The sequence below is a fragment of the Streptomyces griseosporeus genome, from assembly GCF_014656055.1.
In the GTDB taxonomy this organism is placed as follows: domain Bacteria; phylum Actinomycetota; class Actinomycetes; order Streptomycetales; family Streptomycetaceae; genus Streptomyces; species Streptomyces griseosporeus.
The window spans coordinates 378,557-394,651 of the sequence record NZ_BNBR01000009.1; the positions used below are offsets into that span (position 1 = coordinate 378,557).

Here is a 16,095-nt window from a genome sequence, read left to right on the forward strand (position 1 = left end):
GCCTATGGCGTACTACACACCGCTCGCGGTGCTCAGTTGTCGTCCTCGTCGATGAGGAAGCCGCGCATCGGGGACGGCGCCTGGCCCATCGGGGACGGACCCTGCGGCCGCACCGGCGCCATCGGCTGGGTCATCGCCGGGCTCATCTGCTGCTGGCCGCCGTAGGACGGGGCAGAGGGGGCCGGCGAGCCGCCCATGGTCTGGTTGCCGCCGTACGACGGGCTGCTCGCGCCGGCCGGGGCCATCGAGGGCGCCGGGGACGGCGGGAGGGAGGCCGTCGCGGGGGTGCGCGGCGGGGCGAGGGAGTCGTCGGCCTGGGTCTCCAGCTGACGCAGCTGCGACTCCAGGTACGACTTCAGACGCGTGCGGTACTCGCGCTCGAAGCCGCGCAGGTCCTCGACCTTGCGCTCCAGCGTGGCGCGCGCGGACTCCAGGGAGCCCATGGCGACGCGGTGCTTCTCCTGCGCGTCCCGCTCCAGCGCGTCGGCCTTGGCGCGGGCGTCCCGCTCCAGACCCTCGGCACGCGAACGCGCCTCACCCACGATCTTGTTGGCCTCGGAGCGGGCCTCGGCGATCGCCTGGTCGGCGGTCTGCTGGGCCAGCGAGAGGACACGGGCGGCGCTGTCGCCGCCGGGGCCCTGACCGGGGCCGCCCATCGGACCGCCCATGGGGCCGCCCATCGGGCCACCCATCTGCTGCTGCATGGGCGGCTGGCCGCCCATCGGGCCCTGGCCCATCGGACCCTGACCCATCGGGCCGGGACCCTGCGGACCGCCCTGACCACCGGGACCGGCGGGCAGCTGCGGGGCACCGCTCGGCAGCTGGGGCGGGCCTCCCATGGGGCCGCCCATCTGCTGCTGCGGCGGGCCCGATATCCCGGCGGGCACCGGGGCGCCCGGACCTCGCATGCCCTGCTGCTGCTGATCCTGAGGCTCCGGAGGCTTGCGCATGTTCTGCTGGTTCTGGGCAGCAGCGCGCGTGGCCGCGGCCAGCTTGGCGCGCAGGTCCTCGTTCTCCCGGAGCAGGCGCGTCAGTTCGGCTTCGACCTCGTCGAGGAAGGCATCGACCTCATCCTCGTCATAGCCTTCTCGGAGGCGGACGGTCGTGAACTGCTTGTTCCGCACGTCCTCGGGGGTCAACGGCATCTCTTCACCTCAACGTAGTCATCGGCAGTCGGCAAGACCGTATCGTCCACCCTCATCACACGAAGCTCTGCGCGATCGAGATCAGGATGTAGACGATGATCATCAGTACGAAGAAGGACAGGTCGAGCGCCACGCCCCCGAGACGCAGCGGCGGGATGAACCGCCGCAGAAGCTTCAGCGGTGGATCGGTGACAGTGTAGGTGGCCTCCAGGACGACCACCATCGCCTTGCCGGGTTGCCACGAGCGGGCGAACTGGAACACGTAGTCCATGACCAACCGGAAGATGAGCACGATGAGGAAGACCATCAGCGCGATGTAGATCACCTGCGCGAACACGCTCATGGTTGGTGCTTCCCTCTCCCCTGTTTCGTACTGCGTTCCGGTCGTGCGTCTCAGCTCTGGTTGAAGAACCCGCCTTCTGCGATGCGGGCCTTGTCCTCCGCCGTGACATCGACGTTAGCAGGCGACAACAGGAACACCTTCTGCGTCACCCGCTCGATGCTGCCGTGAAGACCAAACACCAAACCGGCCGCAAAGTCGACAAGTCGCTTCGCGTCTGTGTCATCCATCTCAGTCAGATTCATGATCACCGGGGTGCCCTCACGGAAGTGTTCCCCGATGGTACGGGCCTCGTTGTAGGTCCGCGGGTGAAGCGTGGTGATCCGGTAAGGCTCTCGTTCGGACACGACCTTGGGCATGATCACCGGTGCGTTCTTCTCCAGGGACTGACGTTCTTGTGTGATGGATGCCACGGGCGCGATGCGCGCCGGGCGTCCGGATTCCGCGGGTAGCGAAGCGGACCGGGCCACCGGCTCCCGGGGCGCGGGCGGCTGCACGATACGTACCTCTTCGTCCCTTTGGGACTGATGTGCGCCGTGCGACTGGTGGGACACCTCGTGGCGACGGTGGTCCCGCTCGGGCTCCGGGTCCAGTTCGGGCTCGAAGTCGTCATCGGGGTCGAACCCCCGGCCGTCGTACCCATCGTCCTCCACGAGGCCGAGGTAGACCGCCATCTTGCGCATCGCGCCGGCCATGCTCTGAGTCCTCCGCTCTGTGGTGGATCGGCTGACGACTGCCAAGTGCCTGCGATCCACGTGGTCCTTCTGCGCGCCTTTCGGCGGTAATGACCATATTTTCTGCTGTGGTCCGACTTCTTGGCGACGTTACCCGAGCCTGGGGCGGACTCCGAGTACCGCGGTGCCGACGCGCACATGTGTCGCCCCGGCCGCCACGGCGTCCTCGAGGTCCGCACTCATCCCTGCCGAGACCATGTTCGCAGCCGGATGGGCCCGGCGCAGGTCAGTCGACAAATCCATCAACCGCTCGAACGCAGCCCGTTGGCGCCCCGCGTACTCACCGGTGAGGGGGGCGACGGTCATCAGACCGTCGAGCCGCAGCCCCGGCGAGCCGGCGACGAGGTCGGCCAACTCTTCGATTCCCCCGGGGGCCACCCCGCCCCGCTCGCCCCGGCCGCTCACCCCCGCGTCGAGCGCGACCTGGAGGAGGCAGCCGATCTCGCGCCCGGCCTTCACCGCCTCCTTGGACAGGGCGGTGACCAGCCGGGAACGGTCGACGGACTGCACGACATCGGCATAACCGACCACCGAGCGCACCTTGTTGGTCTGCAACTGACCCACGAAATGCCAGGCAAGGGGCAGATCCGCGCACGCGGCGGCCTTGGGGGCGGCGTCCTGGTCCCGGTTCTCGGCCACGTGCCGCACACCGAGTTCCGACAGGATCCGCACATCGCTCGCCGGGTAGGTCTTGGTGACCACGATCAGGGTCACCTCGTCGCGGGCGCGCCCCGCGGCCGCGCACGCGTCGGCGATGCGCTGTTCCACCTTCGCCAGGTTTCCGGCGAGTTCGTCCTTACGGTCCGTCATGCCCTATCAGTCCAGCCAGACGTAGCCTGCGAGCCGCCCCGTGGTGCGGTCGCGGCGGTACGAGAAGTGGTCGCCCGACTCCCGCGTGCACACCGGCGACTGCTCCCGGTCGTGCACCCCGAGCCGTGCGAGCTGCGCGTGCACCCCGGCAGTCACATCGACCGCCGGCGTGCCCCAGCTCGTCTCGGCGTGCGCCGCCGGCTCGACGGCGGCGACCTCGGCGCGCATCTCCCCGGGCACCTCGTAGCACCGGCCGCACACCGCGGGTCCGGTGCGGGCGACGATCCGGGACGGGTCGGCACCCAGGTCCATCATCGCGCGTACGGCGGCGGGGACGACCCCGGCGACCATGCCGGGCCGGCCCGCGTGGGCCGCGGCGGCGACGCCGGCGACCGGGTCGGCGAGCAGGACCGGGGTGCAGTCGGCGGTGAGGACGGCGAGGGCGAGACCGCGCCGGGCGGTGACGATCGCGTCGACCCGCGGTACCGGGTCCTCCCCCCACGGCCCGTCGACCACCGCGACGTCATTGCCGTGCACCTGGTTCATCCAGACCACCCGGGCCGGGTCGAGCCCGAGCGACTTGGCCGCCAGCTCCCGGTTGGCCGTCACGGCGCCGGGGTCGTCACCGACCGCCCCGCCGAGGTTGAGCTCCTCATACGGAGCGGCGCTCACCCCGCCCCACCGGTCGGTGAAGGCGAAGTGCGCGCCGCTCACGCTCTCGCGCTGTCCTATCACGTCAGAAGGATCACTTCAGGAAGTCCGGTACGTCCAGCTCCTCGGCCGCGCTGTCCGAGTAGCGCGTCTGCGGGATGGGCGGGGCGACCGGGATGTCGGCCGCGGGCTCGGGAGCGGGCGCGGGCTCCGGCTCCTCCTTCGGGGTCACGCTGCCGAGCGAGCCGAAGGTCGGGCGGGTCTCGGGCTGCCGGACCGGGGCGGGCTCCTCGCGGCGGGGCGCGGAGGAGGAGGCCGAGCCGAGGACGGTGTCCCGGCGGGCCGGGGGCTGGCCGCCGTCGAAGCCGGCCGCGATCACGGTGACCCGGACCTCGTCGCCGAGGGCGTCGTCGATGACCGCGCCGAAGATGATGTTGGCCTCGGGGTGGGCGGCCTCGCTGACCAGCTGGGCGGCCTCGTTGATCTCGAACAGGCCGAGGTCGGAGCCGCCGGAGATGGAGAGCAGGACGCCGCGGGCGCCGTCGATGGACGCCTCCAGCAGCGGCGAGGAGATCGCCATTTCGGCCGCGGCCACCGCGCGGTCGTCGCCGCGGGCCGAGCCGATGCCCATGAGGGCCGAACCGGCCTCGGACATGACCGACTTGACGTCGGCGAAGTCGAGGTTGATGAGGCCGGGGGTGGTGATGAGGTCGGTGATGCCCTGGACACCGGAGAGCAGGACCTGGTCAGCCGACTTGAAGGCGTCCAGGACCGAGACCTGGCGGTCCGAGATGGACAGCAGCCGGTCGTTGGGGATGACGATGAGGGTGTCGACCTCTTCGCGGAGCTCGGCGATGCCGTCCTCCGCCTGGTTCGCGCGGCGCCGCCCCTCGAAGGTGAACGGGCGCGTGACCACGCCGATGGTGAGGGCGCCGAGGGAGCGCGCGATGTTGGCCACGACGGGCGCGCCGCCGGTGCCGGTGCCGCCGCCTTCACCGGCCGTCACGAAGACCATGTCGGCCCCCTTGAGGACCTCCTCGATCTCCTCGCGGTGATCCTCGGCGGCCTTGCGGCCGACGGCCGGATTGGCTCCGGCGCCGAGTCCGCGGGTGAGTTCGCGGCCGACGTCGAGCTTGACGTCGGCGTCGCTCATCAACAGCGCCTGTGCGTCGGTGTTGATGGCGATGAACTCGACGCCCTTGAGACCGACCTCGATCATCCGGTTGATGGCATTGACACCACCGCCGCCGACACCGATGACTTTGATGACTGCGAGGTAGTTCTGCGGTGCTGCCACGTCGAAGGCCTCTCGCCTCGAGTTACGTGTCGCCGGTTCGCTGGTGCGCGCTGCGCGCCCGCGCTCCGTCGACTGATGCCGAATGGGACGGTCCGAATCGCCGACCCGAACCCTAACGCTGAAGTTTAGGGTTACCAGTGTGTCTGTTCGCTGAAGTCTTCTGAACAGGACACTAAGTCGACAAGTGGCGCACGTTCAACGAACACGCCGAACCTCCCGTTTTTCTTTTCACCCTATGTGATCAGCCGTAGCGGTGCCCAACCAGGGTGCTGGCCTGCGCTGATGTGCGTCAACTCCCCGATGACGCGGGGGCGGTGGGGACGCTCACGTCGAAGTGGTCCGCACCGGGTGCCGCTTTCATCAGCGCGGTGAGGGTACGGGCCTTGGCGCGGCCCTTCTCGGCGCTGCCCCACTCCACCGTGCGGCCGTCGCCCAACTCCAGCGAGATGTCGTCGAAGGAACGGACCTTGACCAGGCGGGTCCGATGGGCCACGGCGGGCGGGAGGGCGCCGGCGACCGCGACCGCCTCGCGCACCAGCCGGTCCATGCCGAAGCGGCGCAGGCTCGCGGCGGCCGATCCCGAGCGCGTCACGGCCAATTCGAGCAGCGGCACACCTTTCGGGGCGTCAGAAACCGTGGCGAAACGGACGCCTTCGTCGTCCACTTCCACGAACTTTCCGCCCTTTTCCACCAGCAGAACCGGAGTGCGCTCGACCACTTTCAGCCCGATTCCGTGCGGCCAGGACCGGACCACATCAACTGTGTCGATTCGGGGCAATTTCCGGCGCAGTCGTGCCTCGATCCCGTCGGTGTCGACGGAAATCAGCGGCGCGCCGACGGGCACGTCGGCCGCCTCGCGCACCTGGGCGGGGGTGAGGACGCGGGTGCCGGAGACCGAGACCCGCTCCACGCGCAGCCACGTCGAGCCGTACAACGCCCAGACGGTGCCGGGTCCGAGGAACAGCAGGACCAGCGCGAGGATGATGATCGTACGAAGCCGTCGCGGCCCCAGTCTCCGGAACCGGCGGACGAGGGGCGGGCCGGACGACTCCTGCTGGCGTGCACCGCGCTCGGCGGTGGTGGGTCCGGCCACAGCCCCTGCCCTTTCGTCATACGGTCCTAGCGGCGCGAGGCGATCGCCTCGTACACCATGCCGACGAGCAGCTCGTCGGCGTCCCGGCGGCCGAACTCGGCGGCGGCGCGGGACATCTGGTACAGCCGGTGCGGGTCGGCCAGCACGGGAAGGACGTTCTGCTGCACCCACTCCGGCGTCAGGTCCGCGTCGTCGACGAGGAGGCCGCCGCCGGCCTTCACCACCGGCTGGGCGTTCAGCCGCTGTTCGCCGTTGCCGATGGGCAGCGGGACGTAGGCGGCCGGGAGTCCGACGGCGGAGAGTTCGGCGACGGTCATCGCGCCCGCGCGGCAGAGCATCATGTCGGCCGCGGCGTACGCGAGGTCCATCCGGTCCAGGTAACTTACCGGGATGTAGGGGGGCATTCCCGGCATCTGGTGGACCTGCGGCAGTTCGTTCTTCGGGCCGACCGCGTGCAGGATCTGGATCCCGGCCTGCTGCAGCCAGGGCGCGACCTGCTGGACGACCTCGTTGAGCCGGCGGGCGCCCTGTGAGCCGCCCGTGACCAGCAGCGTGGGCAGGTTGGGGTCCAGCCCGAAGGCGGCGCGGGCCTCGGGACGCACCGCCGCCCGGTCCAGCGTGGCGATGGAACGGCGCAGCGGGATGCCGATGTAGCGGGCGTCGCGCAGCTTGCTGTCCGGGGTGGAGACGGCGACCCGGGCCGCGTACCGCGAGCCGATCTTGTTGGCCAGGCCCGGCCGGGCGTTGGCCTCGTGGATCACGATGGGCACACCGAGGCGCTTGGCGGCCAGGTAGCCGGGCAGGGCGACGTAACCGCCGAAGCCGACCACGACGTCCGCCTTGGTGCGCTCCAGGATCTGCTCGGCGGCCTTGATCGTGCCGCGCAGCCGGCCCGGGACGGTGATCAGCTCGGGGGTGGGCTTGCGCGGCAGCGGTACGGCCGGGATCAGCGCCAGCTCGTAGCCGCGCTCCGGGACGAGCCGGGTCTCCAGACCGCGCTCCGTGCCCAGGGCCGTGATCCCCACGGTGGGGTCCTGCCTGCGCAGGGCGTCCGCGAGGGCGAGCGCGGGCTCGATGTGGCCCGCGGTGCCCCCGCCGGCGAGTACGACATGCACCGAAATTCACCGCTCTCCGGACGAACGCGCCGCCGAGACGCGCCGTCGCATCGTGTTCCATCTCCTGGGCCCCGCAGAGCCCCCGGCCCCCCGCTTTCTACCAAAGCGCGGTTGCCGCATCGCAAGCGCCGCCCGCGCACCGGGCTCGTCGCGCGCGAAGGCGATCAGCAGCCCGATGGCGAACATGGTCGGCAGCAGGGCGGACCCTCCGTAGGAGAACAGCGGGAGCGGGACACCGGCGATCGGCAGCAGGCCGAGCACCGCACCGATGTTGATCACCGACTGGGCGGTGATCCAGGTGGTCACGCCTCCCGCGGCATACCTCACGAAGGGGTCCTCCGTGCGTCCGGCCACGCGGATACCCGCATAGCCTAGAGCCGCGAACAGGGCGAGCACCGACAGCGTCCCCGCCAGGCCCAGTTCCTCACCGGTGACGGCGAAGATGAAGTCGGTGTGCGCTTCGGGGAGTTCACCCCATTTTTCCACACTCGCACCGAGCCCGGATCCGAAGATTCCGCCGGAGGCGAGGGCGTAGATGCCGTGCACGGCCTGCCAGCAGTCGGCGCCCCCGGAGCGCGGCTCGGTGGCGCCGATGCAGGCGAGCCGGGCCATCCGGTTGGGGCTGGTCTTGATCAGGATCACACCGATCAGGGAGGCGACCGACAGCACGCCGACGAAGAGCCGGGTGGGCGCCCCCGCCAGCCACAGCAGGCCGAACAGGATAGCGGTGAGGATGATCGCCGTACCCATGTCGCCGCCGAGCATGATCAGCCCGAGCAGCAGGAACGCGACCGGCACCAGCGGCACCAGCATGTGCTTCCACTGGTTCAGCAGCTTCTTGTCCTGCTTGCGGGCCATCAGGTCGGCGCCCCACAGCACGAGCGCGAGCTTGCCGAACTCGCTGGGCTGGATCTGGAAGGAGCCGCCGAGCGAGATCCAGTTCTGGTTGCCGTTGACCGCCATCCCTATCCCCGGCACCTGCACCAGCGCCATCAGGAAGACGGCACCGGCGAGGATGGGGTAGGCCAGCGCCCGGTGCAGCTTCACGGGCATCCGCGAGGCTGAGTACAGCAGGATGCCGCCGATGACGGCGGCCAGCAGCTGCTTGCGGAAGAAGTAGGAGCCGGGCAGCGACATCTGCAGCGCGGTGATCTGGGAGGCCGAGTAGACCATCACCAGGCCGAGCACGGTGATCAGCAGGCTGCCGCCGAGGATCAGGTAGTACGCGGTCAGCGGCCGGTCCCAGGCCCGGCGGGCCCGGGTGTGCAGCCGGCGGACCGGGTTCTCGCGCGGCGCCCGGGGGGCGGCGGGACGTCTGACGGCCCGCTGCTGCACGGGCGGCCGGCCGGTACGGCTACTGGGCATCAGCGCCTCCGCTGCGTCGGTCACGAGCCGAGTTCGCGAACCGCCTCCGCGAACGCGTCACCGCGCTTGGTGTAGTTGGTGAACATGTCCATGGAGGCACAGGCGGGGGCGAGCAGCACCGTGTCGCCGGGGGCGGCCAGCCGCCGCGCCTCCTGGACGGCCTGGAGCATCGCCCCAGTGTCGGTCCGGTCGAGGTCGACGACGGGTACCTCCGGGGCGTGTCGCGCGAGGGCTTCCCGGATCAGGGCACGGTCGGCGCCGATCAGGACCACACCGCGCAGCCGCTTCGCCGACTTGGCGACGAGTTCGTCGAAGGTGGCGCCCTTGGCCAGGCCGCCGGCGATCCACACGATCGACTCGTAGGCCGCCAACGAGGCTTCCGCGGCGTGCGTGTTGGTGGCCTTGGAGTCGTCGACGTAGGCCACGCCGTCGACGTCGGCGACGTGCGCGATGCGGTGGGCGTCCGGCCGGAAGGCCCGCAGCCCGTCCCGCACGGCCTGCGGCGGGACGCCGAAGGCCCGCGCGAGGGCCGCCGCCGCAAGGGCGTTGGCGATGTTGTGCGGGGCGGGCGGGTTGACGTCGGAGACCTCGGCCAGCTCCTGCGCGTTCTTCTGCCGGTTCTCGACGAAGGCGCGGTCGACCAGGATGCCGTCGACGACGCCGAGTTGGGACGGGCCCGGGGTGCCGAGGGTGAAGCCGATCGCCCGGCAGCCCTCCTCGACGTCGGCCTCGCGCACCAGGTCCTCGGTGGCCTTGTCGGCCACGTTGTAGACGCAGGCGACGCGATTGCCCTCGTAGATACGGCCCTTGTCGGCGGCGTAGGCCTCCATGGAGCCGTGCCAGTCGAGGTGGTCCGGGGCGAGGTTGAGCACGGCCGCGGAGTGGGCGCGCAGGGAGGGCGCCCAGTGCAGCTGGTAGCTGGAGAGTTCGACGGCGAGGACGTCGTACGGCTCGTCGCCGAGGACCGCGTCCAGCAGGGAGACGCCGATGTTGCCGACGGCGGCGGTGCGCAGTCCGGCGGCCCGCAGGATCGAGGCGAGCATCTGGACGGTGGTCGTCTTGCCGTTGGTGCCGGTCACGCACAGCCAGGGCGCGGCGTCCGGGCCGCGCAGCCGCCAGGCGAGTTCGACGTCGCCCCACACCTCGATGCCGGCCTTCGCCGCCGCCTGGAAGAGCGGCTTCGTCGGCTTCCAGCCGGGCGCGGTGACGATGAGTTCGGTGCCCTCGGGCAGGGTGTCGCCGTCGCCGAGGCGGACGGTGACGCCGAGCGCCTCCAGTTCCGCCGCCTGCTCACGCGCGCGTGCGTCGTCGCCGTCGTTGACGACCGTGACGACCGCCCCGCGCGCGTGCAGCACCTTCGCGGCCGGAACGCCGGAGACGCCGAGCCCGGCGACGGTGACGTGCTTGCCCTGGAAGTCCGGGGACACCGTGGAGGTCACTTGTCCGCTGCCCATCCTGCGTAGAAGAGGCCCAGTCCGACGATCACGCAGATGCCCTGGATGATCCAGAAGCGGACCACGACCAGGACCTCGGACCAGCCCTTGAGTTCGAAGTGGTGCTGGAGCGGCGCCATCCGGAAGACGCGCTTGCCGGTCAGGCGGAAGGAGCCGACCTGGATGACCACCGACATGGTGATCAGCACGAACAGGCCGCCCATGATGGCGAGCAGCAGCTCGGTGCGCGAGCAGATCGCGAGGCCGGTGAGAACGCCGCCGAGCGCGAGCGAACCGGTGTCGCCCATGAAGATCTTGGCCGGGGAGGTGTTCCACCACAGGAAGCCCAGGCAGGCACCCATCAGCGCGGAGGCGACGACGGCGAGGTCCAGCGGGTCGCGCACCTCGTAGCAGGCGCCCGGGTTGGTCAGGGTCAGCGCGTTGGCGCAGGACTCCTGGAACTGCCAGACGCCGATGAAGGTGTAGGCGCCGAAGACGAGCACGGAGGCGCCGGTGGCCAGACCGTCCAGGCCGTCGGTGAGGTTCACGCCGTTGGACATCGCCAGGATCATGAACAGCGCCCAGACGACGAACAGCACCGGGCCGATAGTCCAGCCGAAGTCGGTGATGAAGGACAGCTTGGTGGAGGCCGGGGTGTTGCCGCGGGCGTCCTGGAACTGCAGGGCGAGCACCGCGAAGGCGATGCCGACGATCAGCTGTCCGGCCATCTTCGCCTTGGCGCGCAGACCGAGCGAACGCCGCTTGACGATCTTGATGTAGTCGTCGAGGAAGCCGACCAGGCCCATGCCCACCATCAGGCCGAGCACGAGCACACCCGAGTAGGTGGGCGGGTAGCCGGTGATGACCTTGCTCAGGAAGTACGCGGCGACCGTCGCCAGGATGAACGCGATACCGCCCATGGTCGGCGTACCGCGCTTGCTGGCGTGCTCGCGCGGGCCGTCGTCGCGGATGTACTGGCCGTACCCCTTGCGCGCGAGCAGCTTGATCAGCAGCGGGGTGCCGACCAGGGTCAGGAACAGACCGATGACACCTGAGAACAGGACCTGCTTCATCATCGGGCAGCGACCTCACCCTCGGCACCGGTCTCGAGCAGCGCCTGCGCCACGCTCTCGAGCCCGACCGACCGGGACGCCTTCACGAGTACGACGTCTCCCGGGCGCAATTCGCTGCGCAACAGGTCGACCGCCGCCTGTGCGTCGGACACGTGCACCGACTCCTCACCCCACGAACCCTCGTTATATGCGCCCAGTTGCAGCCATGCGGCTTCCCTGCCGCCGACCGCGACGAGCTTGCTGACGTTGAGCCGGACGGCGAGCCGTCCGACCGCGTCGTGCTCGGCGAGCGCCTCGTCCCCGAGCTCGGCCATCTTGCCGAGCACCGCCCAGGTCCGCCGTCCCTTGCCCATGGCCACCAGCGCGCGCAGAGCGGCCTTCATGGACTCGGGGTTGGCGTTGTAGGCGTCGTTGACGATGGTCACGCCGTCCGGGCGCTCGGTGACCTCCATGCGCCACCGGGAGAGGGATCCCGCCTCGGAGAGCGCGGTGGCGATCTCTTCCGCGGACATGCCCAGCTCATGGGCGACGGCGGCCGCGGCGAGCGCGTTCGACACGTGGTGCTCACCGTACAGGCGCATGGTCACATCGCTTGCACCGGAGGGTGTGTGAAGCCTGAAGGCGGGCTGTCCGCTGTCCGTGAGTCGTACGTTCTCGGCGCGTACGTCCGCTTCGTCGGCCTCGCCGAAGAGGACCACCTTCGCCTTCGTACGGGAGGCCATGGCGCGCACGTAGGGGTCGTCGGCGTTGAGGACCGCGACTCCCCCTTCCGCGGCGGACGGCAGCGACTCCACCAGCTCGCCCTTGGCCTGCGCGATCTGCTCGCGGCCGCCGAACTCGCCGATGTGGGCGGAGCCGACGTTGAGGACGAGGCCGATCCGCGGCGGGGTCAGCTCGGTGAGGTAGCGGATGTGCCCGATGCCGCGCGCGCCCATCTCCAGCACGAGGAACTTCGTCTCCTCGGTGGCGGACAGGGCGGTCAGCGGCAGCCCGATCTCGTTGTTGAGCGAGCCCGGCGTGAAGACGGTCGGCGCCTTGCGCTGCAGCACCTGGGCGATGAGGTCCTTGGTGCTGGTCTTGCCGGCCGAGCCGGTCAGGCCGACGAGGGTGGCGCCGAGCTTCGTCACGACGTGCCGGGCGAGCGCGCCGAGGGCCGTCTGGACGTCCTCGACGACGATCGCGGGCACGCCGACCGGTCGCGAGGCCAGCACGGCCGCCGCGCCCGCCGCCACGACCGCCGGCGCGAAGTCGTGGCCGTCCACGCGCTCGCCGCGGAACGCGACGAAGAGGCTGCCGGGCACCACCTCACGGGAGTCCCGGACGACCGGCCCGGTGACCTGCACCGACGGATCCGGTATGTCGTACGTCTGCCCGCCGACGACTGCTGCGATCTCGGCGAGGGAGAGGGCGATCACAAGTTCATCCCTGGGTCTTCTGGATAGCTTCGCGAAGCACCTGGCGGTCGTCGAAGGGACGGACCACCCCGGCGATGTCCTGGCCCTGCTCGTGGCCCTTGCCCGCGACGAGCACGGTGTCCCCGGGGTGCGCGCGGGCGACGGCCGCGGCGATCGCGGCGGCCCGGTCCTCGAAGAGGACGACCTCGCCGCGCTGGTGCGCGGGCACGGACGCCGCGCCCTGGAGCATCGTGGCGAGGATCGCGAGCGGGTCCTCGGAGCGGGGGTTGTCGGAGGTGAGTACGGCGGTGTCGGCGAGCCGCGCCACGGCGGCGCCCATCGGGGCGCGCTTGGTCTGGTCCCGGTCGCCGCCGCAGCCGAGGACGACGTGCAGCCGGCCCTTGGTGACCTTGCGCAGGGCCTTGAGCACCGACTCGACGGCGTCGGTCTTGTGGGCGTAGTCGACGACCGCGAGGTACGGCTGCCCGGCGTCCACCCGTTCCAGCCGGCCCGGCACGCCCGGCACGGCGGCGACACCGTCGGCGGCGGCCTGCGGGTCGAGGCCGGCCGTGGCGAGGGCGACGATCGCGGCGAGGGTGTTCGCCACGTTGAACGGGCCGGGCAGCGGGGACTTGGCGCGCACCCGCACCCTGTCGGGGCCGAGCACGGTGAACGTCGAGTCCATCGGGCCGACCACGACGTCCTCGGCGCGCCAGTCGGCGTCGGGGTGGCCCTCGGCGGAGTAGGTGACGACCGGGACGGTCGCCTCGCGGGCGAGCCGGCGGCCGTACTCGTCGTCGAGGTTGACCACGCCGCGTTTGCTGCGCCGCGGTGTGAACAGCTGCGCCTTGGCCCGGAAGTAGTCCTCCATGTCGGAGTGGAACTCCATGTGTTCCGGGCTGAGGTTGGTGAAGACGCCGATGTCGAAGACGCAGCCGTCGACGCGGCCGAGGACCAGCGCGTGGCTGGAGACCTCCATGGCGACCGCCTCGACACCGCGTTCGCGCATGACCGCGAACAGGGCCTGCAGGTCGGTGGCTTCGGGCGTGGTGCGCTCGGACTTGATGCGCTCGTCGCCGATGCGCATCTCGACCGTGCCGATGAGGCCGGTGGCCCGTGCCGTCCGCAGGCCGCCTTCCACCAGGTAGGCGGTGGTGGTCTTGCCGGAGGTGCCGGTGATGCCGATCTGGAGCAGATCGCGGCCCGGGTGACCGTAGATCGTGGCCGCCAGCTCGCCCATCCGCCCGCGCGGGTCGTCCACGACCAGCACCGGCAGGCCGGTGGCGGCGGCGCGGTCGGCGCCCGAGGGGTCGGTGAGCACGGCGACCGCGCCCAGGCCGGCGGCCTGGGTGACGAAGTCGGCGCCGTGCGCGCGGGCGCCCGGCAGCGCGGCGTACAGGTCGCCGGGGCGGACGGCGCGCGAGTCATGGGTGATGCCCGTGACCTCGGCGGTGCTCTGCGGCGCGGTGACACCCAGCTGGTCGGCCAGCTCCGCGAGGGGTGTGGCGGAGACCTGCACCGGCCGGGGCGGTCCCGGATATGTCACGGGTTGGCCCTTCTGGGTGGTTTGGGACTGATCAGCGTGTGGCACGGCGGTGAGCGTACCGGGCGTACCCGCCTGCGGGCGAAGTGAGGGGCCGGGGGTGCCCTGGTTCCCGGGCTCGGGGGTGATCATGGTCACGGGTGTTCCTGGCTGGTCGCGCTGATCAGGGCTTGTTCGGGTCGGAGGGGTCGGGACGGTCGGGTCAGGGCTGGTAGGCCACGGGCAGGTTCGCGGGCTTGGCCCCGGTCGGCGGGACCTGGAGCGTCTTCAGGGCGAACTCCATCACCTGCTTGTAGACAGGTCCACAGATCTGACCGCCGAAGTAGCTGCCCGAGGTGGCGTTCTGGATGGCGCAGTAGACGGTGACGCGCGGTTGGTCGGCGGGGGCGAATCCGGCGAACGACGAGGTGTAGCCGTGGTACTTGCCGGTGGCCGGATCCACACGGTTGGCCGTACCGGTCTTGCCCGCGACGCGGTAGCCGGGGATGCGCGCCTTGGCGCCGGTGCCCTCCTCGTCGTCGACGACCGACTCCAGCATCTGGGCGAGCGTCTTCGCGGTCTTCGCGCTGACCACCCGCGTCTTCTTGGGGGTCGGGGCCGGCGTGAAGCGGCCGTCGGGCCCCTTCGTGCCGCGCACCAGGGTGGGTTCGACGCGGACGCCGCCGTTGGCGATCGTCGAGTACACGGACGCCGCCTGCATCGCGTTGATGGACACGCCCTGGCCGAAAGGGATCGTGTACTGCTGCGAGGTCGACCACTTGTCCGGCGCCGCCAGGATGCCCCTGGTCTCGCCGGGGAAGTCGAGGCCGGTGTAGCTGCCGATGCCGAACTTGCGCAGGTAGGAGTAGAGGACCCGGTTCGCCTCGGACTGCGTCTTGCCGAGCTGGCCGGTGGCCAGGATGGTGCCGATGTTCGAGGACTTGGCGAGCACGCCGTTGAGCGTGAGGTACCAGGTGGCGTGGTCGACGTCGTCCTGGAAGAGCCGGTCGCCGCGGTGCAGCCGGTTGGGGACGACGACGTGGGTCAGCGGGGTCGCCGCGTTCTCCTCCAGGACGGCGGCCATCGACATCACCTTGGCGGTGGAGCCGGGCTCGTAGGCGTCCTGGAGCGCCGCGTTGCCCAGCGCCGTGGGGTCCGCGTGGGCCAGGTCGCCGGGGTCGAAGCCGGGCGAGTTGGCCATGGCGAGGATCTCGCCGGTGCGGGTGTCCTGGACGATGACGTAGCCGCGGTCCGCCTTGGACTTCTTCACCTGCTCGGCGATGGCGTTCTGCGCCGCCCACTGGATGTCGCGGTCGATGGTCAGCTCGACGTCGCTGCCGGGCACGGCCGGCGTCTCGGTGGAGCCCGCGGTGGGCACCTGGCGGCCGCCGGACTGGGCGTAGCGGATCTTGCCGTCCTTGCCGGCGAGGGTCTTGTTCAGCTGCTGCTCGATGCCGCCGCCGCCCACGCCCTCGGCGTTGACCCAGCCCAGTATCCCGGCGGCGAGGTCGCCGTTGGGGTAGACCCGCTTGCTGCTGGGGTCGGCGAAGACCCCGGCGAGCACGTTCACCGTGCTCTTGTCGGTCTCGGACTTGGTGGCGAGGGCGAGCTTGAGGTCCTTGATCTGCGTCCACACCTGCGGGGTGCGGCTGAGCGCGAGGCGCACGTAGCGCAAGTTCCTGTCCTTGGGCCGCAGCTTCGCCACAAGGTCGGCCTGGTCCTGGCCGAGGATGGGCGCGAGCAGCGCGGCGGCCTGCTCCGGACCGTCGTCGATCTTCAGCTGCTTGCGGGTGAACATCGTCGGGTCGGCCGTGATGTCGTACGCGTCCACGCTGGTCGCGAGGGCGACGCCGGTGCGGTCGGTGATCCCGCCGCGCTCGGCGGCCAGGGTGTGCACGACGTACCGGTTCTGCTCGGCCTTGGCGGCGTACGTGCTCGCGTCGACGGCCTGCACCTGAAGCAGGCGGACCACGAAGGCGGACATCACCAGGGTCAGCGCCAGGCCGACCATGCGCAGCCGCGGCCGCGGGCTGCCGAGCCGCAGCGGGCGCCCGGAGGCGGCGGGCCGGGCCGGCGCGGGGCGGCGGGACGGGCGGGCGCCGGGGCCCGGGCGCTGCGGGCGG

General features: G+C 70.9%; 14 protein-coding genes. All 14 read right to left on the reverse strand.

What is annotated here, in order from left to right:
* Positions 1 to 32: 32 nt before the first annotated feature.
* Complete coding sequence (locus IE308_RS35085) at positions 33 to 1,145, reverse strand: DivIVA domain-containing protein (protein WP_110627607.1); 1,113 nt, start codon at positions 1,143 to 1,145, stop codon at positions 33 to 35.
* A 55-nt stretch (positions 1,146 to 1,200) separates the two neighbouring features.
* Positions 1,201 to 1,488 carry a YggT family protein gene (locus IE308_RS35090; RefSeq protein WP_110627608.1) on the reverse strand — a complete coding sequence of 96 codons (288 nt, stop codon included), beginning with the start codon at positions 1,486 to 1,488 and terminating at the stop codon, positions 1,201 to 1,203.
* A gap of 50 nt (positions 1,489 to 1,538) precedes the next feature.
* The gene (locus tag IE308_RS35095) at positions 1,539 to 2,180 is read right to left on the reverse strand and encodes a cell division protein SepF (protein WP_110627609.1); all 642 of its coding nucleotides are present in this window, start codon (positions 2,178 to 2,180) and stop codon (positions 1,539 to 1,541) included.
* 129 nt (positions 2,181 to 2,309) lie between these two features.
* Complete coding sequence (locus IE308_RS35100; RefSeq protein ID WP_190220976.1) at positions 2,310 to 3,029, reverse strand: YggS family pyridoxal phosphate-dependent enzyme; 720 nt, start codon at positions 3,027 to 3,029, stop codon at positions 2,310 to 2,312.
* Positions 3,030 to 3,035: 6 nt separating this feature from the next.
* Positions 3,036 to 3,764 (reverse strand): peptidoglycan editing factor PgeF, encoded by a 729-nt coding sequence (pgeF, locus tag IE308_RS35105; protein WP_110627611.1) that lies wholly within the window; start codon positions 3,762 to 3,764, stop codon positions 3,036 to 3,038.
* A 10-nt stretch (positions 3,765 to 3,774) separates the two neighbouring features.
* The gene (gene ftsZ / locus IE308_RS35110; RefSeq protein WP_110627612.1) at positions 3,775 to 4,977 is read right to left on the reverse strand and encodes a cell division protein FtsZ; all 1,203 of its coding nucleotides are present in this window, start codon (positions 4,975 to 4,977) and stop codon (positions 3,775 to 3,777) included.
* A 289-nt stretch (positions 4,978 to 5,266) separates the two neighbouring features.
* Positions 5,267 to 6,070 carry a cell division protein FtsQ/DivIB gene (locus IE308_RS35115; protein ID WP_190220977.1) on the reverse strand — a complete coding sequence of 268 codons (804 nt, stop codon included), beginning with the start codon at positions 6,068 to 6,070 and terminating at the stop codon, positions 5,267 to 5,269.
* A gap of 26 nt (positions 6,071 to 6,096) precedes the next feature.
* Positions 6,097 to 7,185 (reverse strand): undecaprenyldiphospho-muramoylpentapeptide beta-N-acetylglucosaminyltransferase, encoded by a 1,089-nt coding sequence (murG, locus tag IE308_RS35120; protein ID WP_110627614.1) that lies wholly within the window; start codon positions 7,183 to 7,185, stop codon positions 6,097 to 6,099.
* A 6-nt stretch (positions 7,186 to 7,191) separates the two neighbouring features.
* Complete coding sequence (ftsW, locus tag IE308_RS35125; RefSeq protein ID WP_190220995.1) at positions 7,192 to 8,550, reverse strand: putative lipid II flippase FtsW; 1,359 nt, start codon at positions 8,548 to 8,550, stop codon at positions 7,192 to 7,194.
* Between the two features lie 20 nt (positions 8,551 to 8,570).
* Positions 8,571 to 10,004 carry a UDP-N-acetylmuramoyl-L-alanine--D-glutamate ligase gene (gene murD, locus IE308_RS35130; RefSeq protein WP_190220978.1) on the reverse strand — a complete coding sequence of 478 codons (1,434 nt, stop codon included), beginning with the start codon at positions 10,002 to 10,004 and terminating at the stop codon, positions 8,571 to 8,573.
* A complete protein-coding gene (mraY, locus tag IE308_RS35135; protein ID WP_110636312.1) occupies positions 9,986 to 11,056 on the reverse strand; it encodes a phospho-N-acetylmuramoyl-pentapeptide-transferase in 1,071 nt (356 codons plus the stop codon). The genes murD and mraY overlap by 19 nt, the downstream gene beginning before the upstream one ends.
* Positions 11,056 to 12,471, reverse strand: coding sequence for a UDP-N-acetylmuramoyl-tripeptide--D-alanyl-D-alanine ligase (locus IE308_RS35140; protein ID WP_110627616.1), 1,416 nt, complete (start codon positions 12,469 to 12,471; stop codon positions 11,056 to 11,058). The genes mraY and IE308_RS35140 overlap by 1 nt, the downstream gene beginning before the upstream one ends.
* A 4-nt stretch (positions 12,472 to 12,475) precedes the next feature.
* Positions 12,476 to 13,996 (reverse strand): UDP-N-acetylmuramoyl-L-alanyl-D-glutamate--2,6-diaminopimelate ligase, encoded by a 1,521-nt coding sequence (locus IE308_RS35145; RefSeq protein WP_190220979.1) that lies wholly within the window; start codon positions 13,994 to 13,996, stop codon positions 12,476 to 12,478.
* 199 nt (positions 13,997 to 14,195) lie between these two features.
* A partial coding sequence (locus IE308_RS35150; protein ID WP_190220980.1) for a peptidoglycan D,D-transpeptidase FtsI family protein occupies positions 14,196 to 16,095 on the reverse strand: 1,900 nt, incomplete at its 5' end.

Bases quoted from the DNA above. Each gene is read 5' to 3' on its own strand.
- IE308_RS35095 (WP_110627609.1), bottom strand. From the start codon at position 2,180: ATGGCCGGCGCGATGCGCAAGATGGCGGTCTACCTCGGCCTCGTGGAG.
- murD (WP_190220978.1), bottom strand. From the start codon at position 10,004: ATGGGCAGCGGACAAGTGACCTCCACGGTGTCCCCGGACTTCCAGGGC.
- mraY (WP_110636312.1), bottom strand. From the start codon at position 11,056: ATGAAGCAGGTCCTGTTCTCAGGTGTCATCGGTCTGTTCCTGACCCTG.
- ftsW (WP_190220995.1), bottom strand. From the start codon at position 8,550: ATGCCCAGTAGCCGTACCGGCCGGCCGCCCGTGCAGCAGCGGGCCGTC.
- IE308_RS35100 (WP_190220976.1), bottom strand. From the start codon at position 3,029: ATGACGGACCGTAAGGACGAACTCGCCGGAAACCTGGCGAAGGTGGAA.
- IE308_RS35090 (WP_110627608.1), bottom strand. From the start codon at position 1,488: ATGAGCGTGTTCGCGCAGGTGATCTACATCGCGCTGATGGTCTTCCTC.
- IE308_RS35085 (WP_110627607.1), bottom strand. From the start codon at position 1,145: ATGCCGTTGACCCCCGAGGACGTGCGGAACAAGCAGTTCACGACCGTC.